This is a genomic window from Albirhodobacter sp. R86504, assembly GCF_042466415.1.
GTDB lineage: Bacteria > Pseudomonadota > Alphaproteobacteria > Rhodobacterales > Rhodobacteraceae > Albirhodobacter.
The window spans coordinates 1,254,531-1,270,729 of record NZ_JAXHCH010000002.1 but is presented as its reverse complement, the minus strand read 5'-3'; the positions used below and the strand labels follow the sequence as shown (position 1 = coordinate 1,270,729).

General features: G+C 59.9%; 19 protein-coding genes. 15 read left to right on the top strand and 4 right to left on the bottom strand.

Annotated elements, in window-relative coordinates; translation table 11 throughout:
* Positions 1–65 precede the first annotated feature (65 nt).
* The 3 genes from SJY32_RS08130 to SJY32_RS08120 all read left to right on the top strand — a co-directional run bounded on the left by SJY32_RS08130 (position 66) and on the right by SJY32_RS08120 (position 2,013).
* Positions 66–707 carry a DUF3047 domain-containing protein gene (locus SJY32_RS08130; RefSeq protein ID WP_376873698.1) on the top strand — a complete coding sequence of 214 codons (642 nt, stop codon included), beginning with the start codon at positions 66–68 and terminating at the stop codon, positions 705–707.
* Positions 708–922: 215 nt separating this feature from the next.
* Entirely contained in the window at positions 923–1,237 is a 315-nt protein-coding gene (locus SJY32_RS08125) for a hypothetical protein (RefSeq protein ID WP_376873696.1), read from the top strand.
* Between the two features lie 59 nt (positions 1,238–1,296).
* On the top strand, positions 1,297–2,013 hold the full coding sequence (locus SJY32_RS08120; protein ID WP_376873694.1) for a L,D-transpeptidase: 717 nt from the start codon (positions 1,297–1,299) through the stop codon (positions 2,011–2,013).
* A gap of 61 nt (positions 2,014–2,074) precedes the next feature.
* Here the strand turns inward: SJY32_RS08120 and SJY32_RS08115 are convergent, their stop codons facing one another.
* Both SJY32_RS08115 and SJY32_RS08110 read right to left on the bottom strand, forming a co-directional pair.
* Entirely contained in the window at positions 2,075–2,743 is a 669-nt protein-coding gene (locus SJY32_RS08115) for a glutathione S-transferase family protein (protein ID WP_376873692.1), read from the bottom strand.
* A 220-nt stretch (positions 2,744–2,963) separates the two neighbouring features.
* On the bottom strand, positions 2,964–3,734 hold the full coding sequence (locus SJY32_RS08110) for an IclR family transcriptional regulator (protein ID WP_376873690.1): 771 nt from the start codon (positions 3,732–3,734) through the stop codon (positions 2,964–2,966).
* A gap of 210 nt (positions 3,735–3,944) precedes the next feature.
* Here SJY32_RS08110 and SJY32_RS08105 point away from each other — a divergent pair, with 210 nt between their 5' ends.
* The 10 genes from SJY32_RS08105 (at position 3,945) to SJY32_RS08060 (ending at position 12,574) form a co-directional block, all read left to right on the top strand.
* Positions 3,945–4,781 carry a cyclase family protein gene (locus tag SJY32_RS08105; RefSeq protein WP_376873688.1) on the top strand — a complete coding sequence of 279 codons (837 nt, stop codon included), beginning with the start codon at positions 3,945–3,947 and terminating at the stop codon, positions 4,779–4,781.
* 68 nt (positions 4,782–4,849) lie between these two features.
* Positions 4,850–5,200, top strand: a complete 351-nt coding sequence (locus tag SJY32_RS08100) for a cupin domain-containing protein (protein ID WP_376873686.1) — start codon at positions 4,850–4,852, stop codon at positions 5,198–5,200.
* Complete coding sequence (locus tag SJY32_RS08095) at positions 5,197–6,006, top strand: SDR family NAD(P)-dependent oxidoreductase (RefSeq protein WP_376873684.1); 810 nt, start codon at positions 5,197–5,199, stop codon at positions 6,004–6,006. The genes SJY32_RS08100 and SJY32_RS08095 overlap by 4 nt, the downstream gene beginning before the upstream one ends.
* Positions 6,006–6,935: a 3-hydroxyacyl-CoA dehydrogenase family protein gene (locus SJY32_RS08090; RefSeq protein WP_376873682.1), complete on the top strand. Its 930-nt coding sequence runs from the start codon at positions 6,006–6,008 to the stop codon at positions 6,933–6,935. Before SJY32_RS08095 ends, SJY32_RS08090 begins: the two co-directional genes overlap by 1 nt.
* A gap of 54 nt (positions 6,936–6,989) precedes the next feature.
* Positions 6,990–8,267: an ABC transporter substrate-binding protein gene (locus tag SJY32_RS08085; RefSeq protein WP_376873680.1), complete on the top strand. Its 1,278-nt coding sequence runs from the start codon at positions 6,990–6,992 to the stop codon at positions 8,265–8,267.
* A gap of 59 nt (positions 8,268–8,326) precedes the next feature.
* A complete protein-coding gene (locus tag SJY32_RS08080) occupies positions 8,327–9,055 on the top strand; it encodes an ABC transporter ATP-binding protein (RefSeq protein WP_376873678.1) in 729 nt (242 codons plus the stop codon).
* The gene (locus SJY32_RS08075) at positions 9,048–9,755 is read left to right on the top strand and encodes an ABC transporter ATP-binding protein (RefSeq protein ID WP_376873676.1); all 708 of its coding nucleotides are present in this window, start codon (positions 9,048–9,050) and stop codon (positions 9,753–9,755) included. Before SJY32_RS08080 ends, SJY32_RS08075 begins: the two co-directional genes overlap by 8 nt.
* 1 nt (position 9,756) lies before the next feature.
* Positions 9,757–10,620 carry a branched-chain amino acid ABC transporter permease gene (locus SJY32_RS08070; protein WP_376873674.1) on the top strand — a complete coding sequence of 288 codons (864 nt, stop codon included), beginning with the start codon at positions 9,757–9,759 and terminating at the stop codon, positions 10,618–10,620.
* On the top strand, positions 10,617–11,639 hold the full coding sequence (locus SJY32_RS08065; RefSeq protein ID WP_376873672.1) for a branched-chain amino acid ABC transporter permease: 1,023 nt from the start codon (positions 10,617–10,619) through the stop codon (positions 11,637–11,639). Before SJY32_RS08070 ends, SJY32_RS08065 begins: the two co-directional genes overlap by 4 nt.
* A gap of 2 nt (positions 11,640–11,641) precedes the next feature.
* Positions 11,642–12,574, top strand: coding sequence for a 3-keto-5-aminohexanoate cleavage protein (locus tag SJY32_RS08060; RefSeq protein WP_376873670.1), 933 nt, complete (start codon positions 11,642–11,644; stop codon positions 12,572–12,574).
* Positions 12,575–12,639: 65 nt separating this feature from the next.
* On the opposite strand, the gene SJY32_RS08055 is transcribed toward SJY32_RS08060, so the two are convergent.
* Positions 12,640–13,875: a multidrug effflux MFS transporter gene (locus SJY32_RS08055; RefSeq protein WP_376873668.1), complete on the bottom strand. Its 1,236-nt coding sequence runs from the start codon at positions 13,873–13,875 to the stop codon at positions 12,640–12,642.
* Positions 13,876–14,006: 131 nt separating this feature from the next.
* Between SJY32_RS08055 and SJY32_RS08050 the strand changes: the two genes are divergently transcribed.
* On the top strand, positions 14,007–14,585 hold the full coding sequence (locus SJY32_RS08050) for a TetR-like C-terminal domain-containing protein (RefSeq protein WP_376873666.1): 579 nt from the start codon (positions 14,007–14,009) through the stop codon (positions 14,583–14,585).
* Positions 14,586–14,598: 13 nt separating this feature from the next.
* Here the strand turns inward: SJY32_RS08050 and SJY32_RS08045 are convergent, their stop codons facing one another.
* Positions 14,599–15,516: a LysR family transcriptional regulator gene (locus SJY32_RS08045; protein ID WP_376873664.1), complete on the bottom strand. Its 918-nt coding sequence runs from the start codon at positions 15,514–15,516 to the stop codon at positions 14,599–14,601.
* A 122-nt stretch (positions 15,517–15,638) separates the two neighbouring features.
* Between SJY32_RS08045 and SJY32_RS08040 the strand changes: the two genes are divergently transcribed.
* Complete coding sequence (locus tag SJY32_RS08040) at positions 15,639–16,193, top strand: carboxymuconolactone decarboxylase family protein (protein WP_376873662.1); 555 nt, start codon at positions 15,639–15,641, stop codon at positions 16,191–16,193.
* The last annotated feature ends 6 nt before the right edge of the window (positions 16,194–16,199 follow it).

Sequence of the window (16,199 nt, the reverse complement as noted above, 5' to 3'; positions counted from 1 at the left end):
ACTTGGCGGGCCTATGAATTGTGTGAAAGCGGTTTATCCTAAGATACGGCTTGAAAGGAAAAACCATGCGTTCTCTTACCGTTGCAGCAGTGTTACTCGCCCAGATTTCCGTGGCTTCGGCCGCACCCGTTGCGTTTTCCACGGGCTGGCAAGAGCAGAGATTGTCGTTGTTCAGTTCAAATGATTACAGTTTCGGTAAAACTCTCGGATTAACATCGGAGGGCGCGGTTTCCCTGGCCTGGACACGTGTCGGGCAAGGGGATTGGGGCGCATCGGGGGCCACTTGGGATTGGACGGTGGATCAATCTGTTCCGGCAACCAATCTCGCGCAAAAGGGCGGGGATGACCGAAACATCTCGCTTTATTTCGTGTTTGTGCCCGAGGCCGAGGCGCCGAAATTGCAAGGCGCGAATATTCGCAGCCTGCTTGGCAATAGCGATGTGCGGATTATCCAATACGCGTGGGGCGGCAATCATGCTGCGGGGCAGGTGATAGCCTCGCCCTATGGGCCTGCGGGGCAGGGCGTGACGATCGCGTTGCGACAAGCGGGGACGGGGGCTTATCGCGAGGCCGTTGATCTCGATGCGGATTACCGCAAAGCATTCGGCACCGAGCGCGGGGCATTGGTCGGGTTGGCCGTGTCGGGGGATAGCGATGACACGAAATCCGTTATTCGCGCGGCCATCGGCAATTTGAGTTTGAACTGACCGCAGCGAGGGGCGCGAGAGCTATGACGCCGCGCGCGCCGCCTCGCGCTCGCATAGATGTGAGGCGCGGGCGGCGCGGCGATGATTGACCCTGCCCAGTCTAGCTTGCACAAGGGGGTATGACTGTTTTCCGCAGCCTTCTCAGGCTCCTCCTTATTGTGCTGATCCTTCCGTGGGGCGCCTATAGCCCCGCCCACGCGGCGCAAACGAGGGCGATGGCGCGCCCCTTGATTGGGGCGGTCACCGCGAAAACGCCGGATCAGCGGCCCGCACTTATATCGGAGATGCAGGTAATCATCGGCATCAGCAGCGTGATCGCGCGCGCGCCTGTCGCCACGATTGAGCCGCGTCCCAAGCATTGCCGCATTGCGAGCCTGTTTGGATCGACCTGCGGGCCCGACATTGCGCTGGCGGGTGGGCTTAGCTTGCCCGCGCGCGGAGTCTCGCACCTCCCCCTGATCGCGCAAGATGAGGTGCCATTGCGGGGCTATGCGCCTTTAGGGGCGCTCGACCCGCCCAGACAAAGCTGATCTCGAGGCCGCAGCTATGCGGTGCACCTTTTGATGTCAGCTACCAAAGGATCACTCCAATGATGACCCGCCGCGCCTTCGCTTGTGTAGGCTCCATCGCGCTGCTTTCGGCTTGCGCGCAAAAACAACCGCTGGCTGCGCCCGAACCGCCAGCCCCCGTAATCCCGCCGTTGCCGGCCCATTACGGCGCCATCACCGATGAACCCTATCCGATTCCCGCCGTTCCAGAGGGCGTCGTGCCGGAACGTTTGTGGCGGCAAGAGGTCGATAACCCTTATCCGGACGAGGCGGAGGGGAATATCGTGATCGATCCTGATGCAGGGTATTTGCATCTGATAGGCGAGTCCGGTCGTGCGATGCGATACGGCGCAGGCACGGGCGCGGCGGCTTTCCAATGGAACGGAACGGCGCGGATGCAATTCCGCCGCGAATGGCCGCGCTGGAAAGTGCCCGAAACCATGATTGCACGGCGTCCCGAACTCGAGCCGTTCTCGGTTGCGAATGGTGGAATGGGGCCGGGGCCGGATAACCCGTTGGGCGCGCGGGCGCTTTATCTGTTCCAGAACGGTGTTGATACGCTCTACCGAATTCACGGCGCCTGCGAGCCGGAATATCTCGGGCAGGCGGTGTCTTCGGGCTGTATCCGTTTGCTGGATCACGATGTGATCGATCTCGACAAACGCGTGCGCCACGGGGTGAGCATTCGCGTTTTACCCTCGCGCACCGTTCCCGCGCAGCTTTCCAACGAGACGGGCTTGGCCACGGCGGAACTCTAACGCGGGCGCGTTCTTTAAGTGGAAGGCCCGCCCGCGCAACCTCGCGCGGGCGGGAATCAAATCAATAATTGCTGGGGAACAGAGCGCGCAGCGAGTCCTCATCGCCCGGGGTCTTGAACCCGTGATCCTTGCCGATGTTCTGCGCGACCTCGACCGCAGGACGCGCATTAATCGCGTTGAACCAACGCTCAACCTCGGGGAAGCGCGCCAGACCGTCGCCGCCCAACACGCGCGGCGCGCGGATCGCCCAACCCCAAGCCGAAATATCGGCGATGGAATAGCTTCCCCCGACGATAAAATCGCGACCTTTCAGATGATCGTTCAGGACTTGGTAATGCCGTTCGGTCTCGCGCATGTAGCGGTTCTTCGCATAGGGCAGATCTTCCGGCGCGCTATGATGGAAGTGGACGCTTTGCCCCGAGAAGGGACCCAGACCCGAAGCGATGAACATCAGCCATGAGAGCATCGCACCACGATCTTCCGGCGCGCCGCCGAGCAGTCCGGTCTTATCCGACAGGTAAAGCAAGATCGCCGTGCTATCAAAAACGGTCGTGCCGTCGTCATCAATCGCAGGAACCTTGCCATTCGGATTGATCGCGCGGAACGCGGGCAGGTGCTGTTCCCCTTTGGCGGTATCCACGGGCACCAATTCGAAGGGCAGGTCGGTTTCCGCAAGGAACAGCGCGATTTTGAGGGGATTGGGGGTCGGGTGATAGTAGAATTTCAACATGTGATATGCCTTTATCTCATTGAAAAGTTATCAAAAAACGGGGCGGCTTAACGTTCGGTGCGCGGCCCGCTTTGGTCCGCAGGACGCTAACACGACCCACGTTTTGACGCCGCAGGTCAGGCAACTGATACGTCTCAACAACATACGACAGACCGTCTCACCCCTCGTTCGGGGCAACGCTAGCGATTCTTGAGCATCCGTTCAACAACATTCGCGCCGCTTACGGGGCGGCGTTGCTAAACATCTTTTCAATATTGCCCGCCGTTTTCAGCAAGGCCGTCTCAACAGCGGTTTTGGTCAGGGCATAGCGCGTTGTCGGCACGGGCACTGAGATCGCATGCAAATCGCCCGACCAATCGCGAAACGCCAAACCGATTGCCGAGATGCCCGCAGTGTGTGTGTCGAGATCATAGGCAAGGCGGGTCTCGCGGATGGTTTGCAAATCAGCCATAAGCTGGGGCAAATCTCCCTGAATGCCGTTGCGATCCCATTCGTTGACCGCAAGTTTGCGCGCCTCCTCGGGGGGCAATTGCGCGAGACAGGCGCGGCCGTTTGCGGTGGAGGTGAGGGGAAACACCTCACCGACCGAGGACACCGTGCGCAAGCGATGTGTGCCCGGCACTTGATCGAGAAAAATCATCCCCGCGCCGCGTAGCACCGATAGATCCGCCGTCTCGCCGGTCTTTTGGGTCAACTCGGTCAGGAGCAATCTGCAATGCTCGACGATGTTATACCGCGCGGCCTCCGCCAGAGCGTGCAACTCCGGCCCCAACCGCAGCCCGCCGCCGGTCGAGTCGCTGATCACGAGGCGTTCGGCCTGAAGCGCCGCGACGATGCGCTGCACCGTGGAGCGCGCGAGCCCGACGCGTTCAGCGATCTGCCCGAGGCTCATGCCCGTTTGCGTATCGCGAAGAACACGCAGGATCGAGGCTGCGCGCGCAATCACTTGGATCCCGCCGCGCTCAGCTTTGTCCTCTTTATCGATCACCATCTCGCCCTGCCTCACATATTCAATGTGTCGTATCTAACGATATCTCACCCGCAGTAAACCGCATTGTGATACAGGTATATCGATTTTTTCAAAAATCTTCTTGACCGTTATGCGATGCATGTGCATCCCTATGTGGGACAGGTGGAGGAAGCCCTGACAGTTTTGCACGCATTAACATCGGCTTGCCGATGAACGGAGGAGGTCTATCAAATGGTCAAAGTTCGTGGAATCGAGTTCCAAGGAAATCTTGATAACGACATGGGATTGGAGTTTTACAACCTGAGCCATCGGTTCGGGTTCCAAAACCCCAACTGGCCCTATTTCCAAGACACCAAAATCGAGCGCATCCATTACATGGCGAAATCGGGCGTGCTGTCGCAGCGCATCACCACCACGATGCATGCAACCACCCATATCGACGCGCCCGCGCATGTTGTCCAAGGCACACCGTTCATCGACGAAGTGCCGCTGCCGCATTTCTTTGGAACAGGGATCGTCGTGTCGCTGCCCAAAAAGAAATGGGAGCCGATCACCGGCGAAGATCTGGAGAAAGCATGCGGGCATGTCATCCGCAAGAATGACGTGCTGATCATCAACACCGGCTGGCATCACGATTACGAGGACGGCGATTACTTTGCCTATTGCCCGGGCTTCGTGGCCTCGGCAGGGGAATGGATGGTGGAGAAGGGCGTTAAGGTTGTCGGCCATGATACCCAAGCCAATGACCATCCCCTCGCGACAGCCATCGGCCCCCAGCGCAACGGTCCGTTACTGCCGCATCTTGAGCAGGAATATAAGGAATGGTCGGGCGGCAATGATTGGAAAGACGATTTCCCGGATTGGGAGCCGGTGCATCAGATCCTGTTCAAAAACGGGATCTTGGGGATCGAGAATGTCGGCGGCGATCTGGATGCGGTGACGGGCAAACGCTGCACCTTCGCATTCTTCCCGTGGAATTGGGATCGCGGCGATGGCTGCATCATCCGTCTGGTCGCCATGATCGACAAAAACCAGACCTTCCGCATCGACGACGGCGCCGAGTTCTAAGCTGCACCTAAACCTGTGGCGCGCTGCTGTGTGGCGCGCCGTGACCGCATATTCCTGGGGAGGAGATTATGCATATAAAACGCTTCGACGAGGCCCAGCCCTATGAGGCGCCAAACCATTTTGGCTGCTACGGCCTGCGCTTGCAGGGGTTCGAGGAGGGCGGTCCGACCAATCAATGGATCGGATTCAGCCAATTCCTGCCCAAGGGCGGCGCAGGGCCGGATTCAACGCCGTTCGAAAAAGTCTACGTTGTTTTGGAGGGCGAGATGACGGTCATCATCGACGGCGCCGCCACTGTTTTGGGGCGGTTCGACAGCTGTACGATCCCTGCCCATGAAATCCGCACGCTGGAAAACCGCAGCAACGAGACCAGCAAAATGCTCGTCGTCATCCCTTATCCGCCGGAGCCGAAACCATGAGCCTGTCAAACCCTCTCACCATGTTTGAAGTCGCGGGCCAGACCGCGTTGATCACGGGGGCCTCGGGGGCGTTCGGGATGGTTGCCGCACGCATTCTGGCGGGGGCCGGATGCAATCTCGTGCTGGCGGCGGGCAATCAAAGCGCGCTGGAGGAGATCGCAGAGGACTGTCGGGCGATGGGCGCGGCTGTCACGGCGCTCAACGCGCGGCCGTCTGATGAGGCGGCCTGCGCGTCGATGGTTGCGGCGGCGGTCAAAGCCTATGGCGGGCTGGATATTCTGGTTGTCGCGTCGGGGATGAACAAGGTTGCGCTGATCAACGATATGGCGCCCGAGACGTTCACCGATGTGATGGATGCCAATGTCACGCAGAGCTGGCTTTTGGCGCGGGCGGCGGCGGGTCAGATGAAGGCACAGGTCGCGGCGGGCACGCATCAGGGCGGCAAAATTGTGCTGGTGTCCTCGGCGCGGGGGCTCTTGGGCCATCCGGCCGGATATACCGCCTATTGCGCCTCTAAGGCCGCGACGGACGGTATTGTGAAGGCGCTGGGATGCGAGTTGGGCGCGACGGGGATCACGGTCAACGCCATCGCACCCACGGTGTTCCGGTCGCCGCTGACCGCGTGGATGTTCGGGGAGGATGATAGGGCCAAAGCCGTGCGCGCAGGGTTTCTCGCGCGGGTGCCGAAGGGGAGATTGGGCGAGCCGGAAGATCTCGCGGGGCCGCTTTTGTTTCTCGCGTCCAAGGCTTCGGATTTCTACACCGGTCATATTCTGTATGCCGATGGCGGCTACACGGCGGGGTGATGCATATGCAAAATCGCACAATCGCCGTGATCGGCGCGGGGTTGATGGGGCACGGTATTGCGCTGACGTTGGCGAGGGCAGGGCATCCCGTGGCCATCACCGACCCGATCGATCAGGCGCGGCAAACGGTCAAAGACCGGATCGCTGCGAGCCTGACCGCGATGGGCGTCAGCAAGTCGGATGCGGCGGGTATTCTCAAACGCGTTCAGGTGGTGGACACCACCGCCGAGGCTGTCTCGCAGGTTGGGATTGTGTTTGAAGCGGCGCCCGAGAAACTTGACCTCAAACGCCAGATCTTCGCGCAGATCGAGGATTTCGCGCCAGACACGGCGATCTTGGCCTCGAACACATCCGTCATGCCGATCACCGCGATCATGGCCAATCTGAAGAACAAGGCGCGTGCGCTGGGCACTCATTGGTGGAACCCTCCGCACCTCATTCCGCTCGTTGAAGTCGTGAAAACGGGATGGACGCAGGGCGATGTTGCGACGCAGATGATGGCGATCTTGGAGGGGGCGGGAAAGACGCCCGTTCTGGTCGCCAAAGATGTGCCGGGATTTATCGGAAACCGCCTTCAACATGCGCTCTGGCGTGAGGCGATCAGCCTCGTTGAAAACGGCATCTGCGACGCGCAGGCGGTTGATACGGTGATCAAATCCAGCTTCGGGCGCAGGCTTGCCGTTCTGGGGCCGTTGGAGAATGCAGATCTCGTGGGCACGGATTTGACCCTCGATATCCATGAAAACGTCCTGTTCGATCTGGAAAGCCGTAAGGGCCCGTCGCCCTATCTCGAACGGCTGGTGGCGGAGGGGAAACTGGGCATGAAATCGGGCGCGGGGTTCCGCAACTGGAGCGAGCCCGAGGCGGAAGCCACACGGGCCCGCGTGGCGCAGTATCTGAGAAAACTGGACGGGATTTTGCCACAGTAGCGTATCACAAAAACAAACGCTCGGCGGGGAGGCCGCGCGGATAGGGAGGATATCATGACTAAGTTCACCAAGTCGCCATCACGGCGCGGGTTCATCATGGGCGGTGTTGCCACTCTGGCAGCGCCTGCGATCTTGCGCTCCACGCGGGCGTATGGGGCAACGCCCACCTTGCGCATCGGCCATGTCAGCCCGCGTACCGGCCCCTTGGCCAGCTTCGCAGAAGCCGATGACTACGTGCTGGATGCGATCACCAAAACCTTTGCAGGGGGACTCGAGAATAACGGCAAACAATGGGCGGTTGAGGTTATCTCGAAAGATAGCCAATCCAACCCCAACCGCGCAGCCGAGGTCGCCGCGGATCTGATCTTGGGCGACGAGGTCGATATCATCGTCGCCGCCTCGACACCTGATACCGTCAATCCTGTGTCGGATCAGGCGGAAATCAACGAAATTCCCTGCATCACCACGGATTGCCCGTGGCAGCCCTATTTCTTCGGGCGCAACGGCGTGCCGGGCGAGGGGTTCCAATCCACCTACCATTTCTTCTGGGGGCTGGAGGATGTCATCGGCACCTTCCTCGATATGTGGGGGGGGACGGGCGTTGGGAAATCGGTCGGTGGGCTGTTCCCCAATGACGCGGATGGCAACGCATGGGGGGATGCGGAAAACGGCTTGCCCAAACCGCTTGCCGCCGCGGGCTATACGCTGACCGATCCGGGCCGCTATCAACCCCTATCGGATGATTTTTCCAACCAGATCGCGGCGTTTAAAGCGGCGGGCTGCGAAATTATCACCGGCAATATGATCACGCCCGATTTCGCGACCTTTTGGGCGCAATGCGCACAGCAAAACTTCGCGCCCAAGATCGTCACCATCGGCAAGGCGCTCTTGTTCCCCTCCGCCATCAACTCTCTGGGCGCGCGCGGTGACGGGTTGAGCTCTGAGGTTTGGTGGTCGCCCAACCATCCGTTCGTCTCATCCCTCACCGGTGCCACCTCGAAGGCCTTGGCCGATGGCTACACGACGGCCACGGGCCGTAGCTGGACACAGCCCATCGGGTTCAAACATGCGTTGTTTGAAGTCGTTGCGGATGTGATCAAACGCGCCGAAGATCTGGAGGACGCAGCCGCGATCGTATCGGCCATCGCATCCACCAAACTCAACACCATCGTTGGCCCGATCGACTGGTCCAACGGCCCGATCAACAATGTCACGAAAACGCCGTTGGTTGCGGGGCAATGGCAACGCGAGGGCGACACATTCGATCTGAAAATCGTCGCCAATAGCAGCGCACCCGACATTGCGACCACGGGCGAGATGAAACTCCTGTGAGGGTATCGCGGGCGGCGTGCAGACGCGCCGCCCGCATTTTCGGTGGGAAGGGGGCTGGTGTGACGGCGTTTTTGAAACTCGACAATATCTCGAAATCCTTTGGCTCGGTAACGGTGGCCGAAAATATGAGCTACGCCTTGCAACGGGGCGAGGCGCTGGGCGTGATCGGGCCGAACGGAGCCGGCAAAACCTCGATGTTCAATCTCATCACAGGCACGCTTTCTCCCAATTCGGGGGCGGTGATTTTCGACGGGCGGGACGTCACGCGCATGCCTGCGGCGGGGCGATGCCGCGCGGGCATGGCGCGGAGTTTTCAGGTGCCCCAGCCGTTCTCGGGGATGACGGTGTTTGAAAACGCGATGATTGCGGCGACGCAAGCGGCGGGGCTGCGCGGGCAGGCGGCGGAGCGGCTTTGCCTCGATGTGCTTGAGCAAACGCAGATGATTGGCAAGGCCAATACACTGGCGGGGGGGCTGACGTTGCTCGATCGCAAACGCCTCGAACTGACGCGGGCGCTCTGTGCGAAACCCAAGCTATTGTTGCTCGACGAGATCGCAGGCGGGTTAACGGAAGGGGAATGCCGGTCGCTCGTGCAGACGATCAAGGACATCCACGCGGCAGGCACATCGATCATCTGGATCGAGCATGTCGTCCATGCCCTTTTGGCGGTGGTTGACCGGCTGATTGTCATCGATTTTGGCAAGAAGATCGCCGAGGGCGAACCCGCAGCGATCATGGCCAGCCCGCAAGTGCAGGAAATCTATCTGGGGATTGAAGCAGATGCATGATGCGATGTTGGAAATCAGCGGGCTGAACGCGCATTATCGCGATTTTCAGGCGCTTTACGGCGTCGGAATGCATGTGAAAGCGGGTGAGGTCCTAGCGATTATTGGCGCGAACGGGGCCGGGAAGACAACCTTGATGCGCTCCATATCAGGGTTGATGGCCAATGGCGCGGGCCAAATCCGTTATAAAAACCAAGATATCAGCGCGCTGCGCGCAGATCAGGTCGCGGCGCTGGGTATCGCGCTTGTGCCGGAGGGGCGGCAGCTGTTCCGGTCGCTCTCGGTGGAGGAAAACCTCGTGATCGGTGGCCAGATCGGGCGTAAGGGGCCGTGGCATCTGGAGGCAGTGTTCAATCTGTTTCCGATCCTGCGCGAGCGCCGTGCCGTGCCCGCCACATCGCTTTCGGGCGGACAGCAACAGATGGTCGCGATTGGCCGCGCGTTGATGGCGAACCCCGACATGATCTTGTTTGACGAGATCAGCCTCGGGCTCGCGCCGATCATTATCAAGGACATTTATGCGGCCCTGCCGGGGATCATCGGCGAGGGGATGAGTGCGATGATCGTGGAGCAAGATATCTCCAAAGCGCTCGCCGTATCGTCGCGGGTGTATTGTTTGCAAGAGGGGCGTGTCTCCTTGGAAGGGGCCTCTGGGGCCGTTTCGCGCAGCGATATTTCGCGCGCCTATTTCGGGATTGAATAACATGGACTGGCTGAATGCAGTGGTGCAAGGCAGCTTGCTGGGCGGGCTTTACGCCTTGTTTGCGGCGGGATTGTCATTGATTTTCGGGGTCATGCGACTGGTGAATATCGCGCATGGCGATCTGATCGTGCTGGCGGCCTATTTGGGGCTTACGGTGGTAACGATGCTGGGGCTTGATCCGTTTGTGGCGTTGCTCATCGTCGTGCCGGTGATGGCGGGGTTTGGGTATGCGTTGCAGCGCATCGTGTTGAACCGCACGCTGGGGGATGATCTTTTGCCGCCGCTTTTGGTGTCGTTCGGGCTCTCGGTGATTTTGCAAAACGGCTTGCTGGAAGTGTTCAGCGCCGATCCACAAAAAATCAGCGCGGGCGCTTTGGAGACGATGAGTGTTTCGGTCGCGGGGCTGTCACTGGGGGTTCTGCCGCTTTTGACATTCGCGATTGCGATCGGGGTGATCTGGGGCCTGCAATGGGTGTTTTACCGCACAGCACTTGGCCGCGCCTTCCGCGCCGTCTCCGATAATCAAGATATCGCACAGCTGATGGGCTTGAACCGCCGCCACATCTTCGGGCTTGCGATGGCGCTGGCCTTAGCGGTGACGGCTATTGCCGGAATTTTGTTGGGCATTCGCACCAGCTTTGATCCCTCGATTGGCGGCGGTCGCCTGATCTTTGGCTTCGAGGCGGTGATTATCGGCGGGCTTGGGAATTTGTGGGGCACTTTAGCGGGCGGTATCATCCTTGGCGTGGCCCAAACCGTCGGCGCGAAAATTGATCCCGGATGGCAATTGCTCGCAGGGCATATCGCCTTCCTCGTCATCCTTGCCATCCGTCCCAACGGCCTGTTCCCGAGGATTTCCGCATGAACACCTTGTATGTCACACGCTCCTCCAAAGCCGCGCAAATCGCGGGGATCTGCGCCGCACTCGGGATGATCTGCCTGATGTCCGCGCCTTGGTGGGCGGGCAGCGCAACGCTGCGGTTGATGGGCGAAGTTTTCCTCTATCTTGCGCTCGCCAGCTTGTGGAATCTGATGGCGGGCTATGCGGGGCTGGTCTCGGTCGGGCAGCAAGCCTTCGTGGGCTTTGGCGGTTACATGCTGTTTGCGATGACGCTTTCGGGGGGGCTTTCCCCGATTGCCGCGATTGGCGCGGCGGGTGTTTTGGGGGCTTTGATTGCGGTGCCGGTTGCGCTTTTGATCTTTCGTCTACGGGGCGCCTATTTCGCGATTGGGACTTGGGTGATCGCGGAAGTTTTCCGCCTGTCTTTCGCGCAGGTCACATCTTTGGGCGGTGGATCGGGCACATCGCTGCCGGTCACCATCGTGCGCGCGCTCGCGGCGTCAAAATCAGGGCGCGAGGCGCTGTCTTACTGGCTGGCGCTGGGTGCGGCGGCTCTGGTGATCGGCGTCGTCTATCTGTTCTTGCGATCGCGCAGTGGTCTGGCGCTCATGGCGATCCGCGACAATGAACTCGCGGCGGGCTCGCTCGGGATCGATATCTGGCGGTTGAAATTCGGGGTCTACGTCGTCACCGCCGCCCTCACATCCATGGTCGGCGCATTGATTTTCCTGCAAAAACTGCGGATTTCGCCCGATGCCGCCTTCAGCGTGAACGATTGGACGGCCTTTGTCATCTTCATCGTGGTCATCGGCGGTATTGGCACCGTGGAAGGCCCGATCATCGGCACGCTCATTTTCTTTCTTTTGCGTGAAACTCTGGCGGATCTGGGCACGACCTATCTCATTATTCTCGGGTTTGTCGCGATCATCGTGATGCTCAAAGCGCCCAAGGGCGTGTGGGGCCTGATCCGCGCGCGCTTCGATCTGCAACTCTTTCCACTCGGATACCGCGTCTTGCAACGCGATGAAAAGAAAGGTGCCTGAAAATGGCCAAGCAAACGAAAACGATTATCACCTGCGCAATCACCGGTGCGATCCATACGCCCACCATGTCAGATGCGTTGCCTTACACGCCCGATGATATCGCCTCCCAAGCGCTTGCGGCGGCGGAAGCGGGGGCGTCGATCTTGCACCTGCATGCCCGGCGCGCGCATGACGGCGGCGTTTCAGTCGATGTGAACGATTTTGCGGCCTTCCTGCCGCGGATCAAACAGGCGACTGATGCGGTGGTGAATATCTCGACGGGGGGCAGTTTGACCCTGTCGATCGCGGACCGCGTCAAGCCCGCAACGACCTTCTCGCCCGAGATGTGCAGCATGAATATGGGGTCGATGAATTTCGCGTTTCATCCGTTGGCCAAGCGCTACACCGACTGGAAGTTCGACTGGGAGAAGGATTATGTGGAAGGCTCGGAAGGCAATATTTTCCGCAACACTTTCCGCGATATCCGCGAGGCGGCCGAAACACTGGCGCCCCATGACATCAAGTTCGAACATGAGTGTTACGACGTCGGCCATCTCTATAATCTGAAATTCTGCATGGATATCGGGTTGTTCAAAGCCCCGATTTTCATCCAGTTCATCTTTGGTATTTTGGGCGGGATCGGGCCGGAGGTTGATAACCTCGTCTTTATGAAACGCACGGCCGATCGGCTGTTTGGCGAGAACTACCGCTGGTCGGTTTTGGGGGCGGGTGGCGCGCAAATGGGGCTGGCCACAACGGCGAGCCAGATGGGCGGGAATATCCGCGTGGGGCTGGAGGATAGCTTGTTCATTCGTCGCGGTGAACTTGCCGATAGCAACGCCCAGCAAGTCGCAAAAATCCGGCGGATCGTCGAGGATCTGGGCTGCGCGGTGGCAACCCCTGATGAAGCGCGCGAGATGCTGGATCTGAAGGGCGGTGACCGCGTGAACTTCTAGGTTCGGCGTCGCAACCGCCCCGCGCAAGGATGATCTGCTTGCGCGGGGCGGTTGAACTCAATCCGTTACGCGCCGATGTTAACACCCATGCCGTCGGCTGGTGCCGGTTGCGCGAGGCGCAGAGACAGGCCGAAACCGATCAAAGCCGGCCCCAAAAGGCCCAATGCCATCGGCAAGGGCGATCCCGTGCCGCCCATCGCAACGAGGCTTGAGACGCCAAATGCCAATCCGAATTGAACCGCGCCGAGCAGCGCTGATCCGATGCCCGATCCGATATTTTTCACGCCGCGCAGCGACGCCATAGCGATATGCATCGAATTGGCGCTCAGCACCCCGACCGCGCCAATCGCGAGCCACAAGGGTACAACAATCAGCCAAAGCGTTTGCATCGCGCAGACCGCCACAAGAATTGATGTGACTGCGACATAAATCGGCAGGCCGTCTTTCAAGATACGGGCGGGGGAATACTGATTCAGGAGCCATGTGTTGATTTTTCCCGAGACGAGAAGGGCGGTGGCGATGCCCGCAAACAGCAGCCCGTAAGCGACCGAGCCGAGGCCGAAGACGCCCTGAAACACACCCGAGGATCCTGTGATAAACGCGAACAGCCCGCCTTGCACACAGCCTGTGATGATCGCAGGCAACATAAAGTCGCGGTGTCTTATCAGTGCCGCGGCCGATGTCGCGCCGGTTGCGAACGGGGTTGCAACGCGGTGTGCCGCGGGGAGCGTTTCGGGCACCAAAAGCATGGACAACACGAGGGCGAGGGCGCCAATCAGTCCCATCACCATGAAAATCGACTGCCAGCCAAACCCGCCGAGCATGAGGCTGCCCAGTGTGGGGGAGACAATCGGCCCGATGGTCAAAAGTGTGACCAAAAGCGTCATCGCTTTCGCCGCGCTTTTGCCCTCGTACAGGTCATTCACCACGGCCCGCCCGACAACCATACCACCACATGCGCCAAGCGCTTGCACGAAGCGCAAGCCGTTGAAAATATAAATATTATCGACCATTGTGAGGGCGATAGATGTGCCGACGAACACGGCGGTTGCGATCAGCAAGGGGCGCTTGCGGCCAAAACCGTCGATCATTGGGCCCATTACGAGCTGACCCACGCATAGGCCAAGGAAGAAGATCGACAGGGACAGTTCTGCCCCTGCATGGGTGGTGTGCATCGCATCTGCGATATCGCCGAGTGCGGCGAGATACATATCTGTTGCGAGCGGCGGAAAGATGGACAGCAGGCCGAGAACGGCAGTAATCTGCGCCGCTTTTCGGGCGCTGGGAGGGGAGGAGGTCATTGGGAGGAACCTTCGAGAGAGGGGGAGGGAAGAACTTCAAGGTGACTTAGTAGACCGCAGTCTTTATATTGTAAATGGACTTGAGTCTAAAAATGAGAGATGAGGGGGCACAGGCCCGTTAGGAGGCACTTATGACTGAGGTCAAACAGGCAAGCGGACGGCCGCGTGATGCGGAGGCGGCCAGCGCGATCAGGGCGGCGACGCTGAAGCTGATCAATGAGCATGGCTACGGCAATGTGAGCATTGCCGCGATTGCTGCCGAGGCGAATGTTGCGCGCCAGACGCTGTATAACCGCTGGAACACAAAGGCGGATCTTGTCCTCGACGCGCTATTTGAGACCGCAGGCGAGCAAGCGGCGGCGCCGGTGCACGACCCTGACAAAACCTGCCGCGAACAGCTTGCGATCTTTTTGAGGCGCGTTTTTTCGCATTTGACGGCGAATGGCGGCCCGATCCGGGCCTTGATCGCGTCTGCGCAGGAGGATCTCGCATTCCGAGACGTGTTCAAGGCGCGTTTCGTCAAGCCGCGCGAGGTGATGGTGACGGATCTTCTGCGTGATGCGCAGCACCGCGGCGAACTTGACCCAAACCGCGATCCTGAAATGCTGTCGCGTTTCGTTCACGGGGCGTTTTGGTATGCGCTGTTGACGGGCGATCCGGTCGATGACGATTTGGTCAGAGGCATCGTTGACGGGATCTTCTACCCGTAGTTTCGCGCGGGGGCTAAAGCGCCATCTGCGCGCGGATATCGTCGCGCGCGGCCATCACCAATGCTTTGAACGCAACCGTTGGCGGTTCGGGGTGATCGGCACGCGTGTGAAGTTCGAACGGAATTGGGCCCGCGTCGACCGCGAGGGGGCGACATACGCAGCCCGTCATATTGAGGGCGCGAATACAACCCGGCGCGAGCGACACGCCCAACCCCGATCCGACGCCCGTCAAGACGGCCTGCATTGAGTTGGGTTGCGCGGCGATCGTGGGGGAAAACCCCGCACTGCGGCAGGTGCTGATAATGTGATCGAATAAATCCGGCGCGCCGCCACGTTCGAAGAATACGAAAGGTTCGGCGGCGAGGGCGTCCAGCGCGATACTTTGCGCCTGCGCCAGCGCGTGACCGCTTGGCATGAACGCCATGAGGCGATCGGTATAGAGTGCAACACTGTCGATATCGGGGAGATTGGCCAAGGGGCGCGTGATCGGCCGCGAGAGCGAGACATCGAGCTGCCCCGCGTTCAGGGCCTCGATCTGTTCTTGCGCCGTCATCTCCGAGAGCGAGACCGCAACATCGGGGAATTGCGCGCGAAAGCTGCGGATCAAACGCGGCAAGAACGCCTGCGCGGCAGAGCTGATAAAGCCGATCCGCAAGCGGCCGGATTGGCCGTGGCCCACGCGCCGCACGAGATCGCGCGCGCGCGCCTCGAGGGCGAGAATGTCGATCGCCTCTCGCAACAAGGTTTCGCCCGCGGCGGTGATGCGCACGTCGCGCGTTGATCGCCAGAACAGAGCGACGCCCAGTTCGCTCTCCAAATCGGCAATCTGGCGGCTGATTGCGGGCTGGACAGTATTCAACGCGCGCGCGGCGGCGGAGAACCCTTTGAGCTGCGCAACCGCGACAAAGGTTTTTAAGACGCGAATTTCCATGCCGATTGATAGCAGTTCGCTATCACTGGAATCAATTTATAATATTTCATTTTTCAATCGCGCGGCGGTATCCCCGCCCCTCAACCCCGCCCCTTAACCCCGCGCCGCTTACAGGAGCCCCCATGACCCAGAAACTCGATTTGCCCGTTCAAACGCTGGAAACCGCCTCGCAAGAGGTGGCGCCACTGCTGGAGGCTGTTTATGCCAAATTCGGCAAAATTCCGAATATTATCGGCACGATGGCCAATGCGCCTGTCACATTGCAAAGCTATCTCGCGCTCGGGGGCAACTTCGCCAAAGCCGGTTTCACCCCGTTGGAGCAACAGATAATCTTCCTGACGATCAGCCTTGAGAACGGATGCGACTATTGCACCGCGGCGCATTCCACCGCGTTAACCGGCGGGTTGAAGCAAACCAAGGACCGCATTGACACGATCCGCAGCGCCGAGCCGTTGGAGGATGCGCGGCTGGAGGCATTGATCACGACTGTGCGCGAGTTGGTGCGCCGCAAGGGATATCTGGCCGCGCCCGCCCGCGATGCGTTCTTTAACGCAGGCTATAGCCAAACGCAGCTGATTGACCTTCTAAGCGCTATGGCGATGAAAACGCTTACGAATTATCTTGATCATCTGGCGGATATCACCATCGATCCGGCCTATGCCGCCCAAGCCGTATGAGCGTGT

Excerpts from the sequence above, each read along its gene's own strand:
- SJY32_RS08130 (WP_376873698.1), top strand. The coding sequence starts at position 66 with ATGCGTTCTCTTACCGTTGCAGCAGTGTTACTCGCCCAGATTTCCGTG.
- SJY32_RS08125 (WP_376873696.1), top strand. The coding sequence starts at position 923 with ATGGCGCGCCCCTTGATTGGGGCGGTCACCGCGAAAACGCCGGATCAG.
- SJY32_RS08120 (WP_376873694.1), top strand. The coding sequence starts at position 1,297 with ATGATGACCCGCCGCGCCTTCGCTTGTGTAGGCTCCATCGCGCTGCTT.
- SJY32_RS08115 (WP_376873692.1), bottom strand. The coding sequence starts at position 2,743 with ATGTTGAAATTCTACTATCACCCGACCCCCAATCCCCTCAAAATCGCG.
- SJY32_RS08110 (WP_376873690.1), bottom strand. The coding sequence starts at position 3,734 with ATGGTGATCGATAAAGAGGACAAAGCTGAGCGCGGCGGGATCCAAGTG.
- SJY32_RS08105 (WP_376873688.1), top strand. The coding sequence starts at position 3,945 with ATGGTCAAAGTTCGTGGAATCGAGTTCCAAGGAAATCTTGATAACGAC.
- SJY32_RS08100 (WP_376873686.1), top strand. The coding sequence starts at position 4,850 with ATGCATATAAAACGCTTCGACGAGGCCCAGCCCTATGAGGCGCCAAAC.
- SJY32_RS08095 (WP_376873684.1), top strand. The coding sequence starts at position 5,197 with ATGAGCCTGTCAAACCCTCTCACCATGTTTGAAGTCGCGGGCCAGACC.
- SJY32_RS08090 (WP_376873682.1), top strand. The coding sequence starts at position 6,006 with ATGCATATGCAAAATCGCACAATCGCCGTGATCGGCGCGGGGTTGATG.
- SJY32_RS08085 (WP_376873680.1), top strand. The coding sequence starts at position 6,990 with ATGACTAAGTTCACCAAGTCGCCATCACGGCGCGGGTTCATCATGGGC.
- SJY32_RS08075 (WP_376873676.1), top strand. The coding sequence starts at position 9,048 with ATGCATGATGCGATGTTGGAAATCAGCGGGCTGAACGCGCATTATCGC.
- SJY32_RS08070 (WP_376873674.1), top strand. The coding sequence starts at position 9,757 with ATGGACTGGCTGAATGCAGTGGTGCAAGGCAGCTTGCTGGGCGGGCTT.
- SJY32_RS08065 (WP_376873672.1), top strand. The coding sequence starts at position 10,617 with ATGAACACCTTGTATGTCACACGCTCCTCCAAAGCCGCGCAAATCGCG.
- SJY32_RS08060 (WP_376873670.1), top strand. The coding sequence starts at position 11,642 with ATGGCCAAGCAAACGAAAACGATTATCACCTGCGCAATCACCGGTGCG.
- SJY32_RS08055 (WP_376873668.1), bottom strand. The coding sequence starts at position 13,875 with ATGACCTCCTCCCCTCCCAGCGCCCGAAAAGCGGCGCAGATTACTGCC.
- SJY32_RS08050 (WP_376873666.1), top strand. The coding sequence starts at position 14,007 with ATGACTGAGGTCAAACAGGCAAGCGGACGGCCGCGTGATGCGGAGGCG.
- SJY32_RS08045 (WP_376873664.1), bottom strand. The coding sequence starts at position 15,516 with ATGGAAATTCGCGTCTTAAAAACCTTTGTCGCGGTTGCGCAGCTCAAA.
- SJY32_RS08040 (WP_376873662.1), top strand. The coding sequence starts at position 15,639 with ATGACCCAGAAACTCGATTTGCCCGTTCAAACGCTGGAAACCGCCTCG.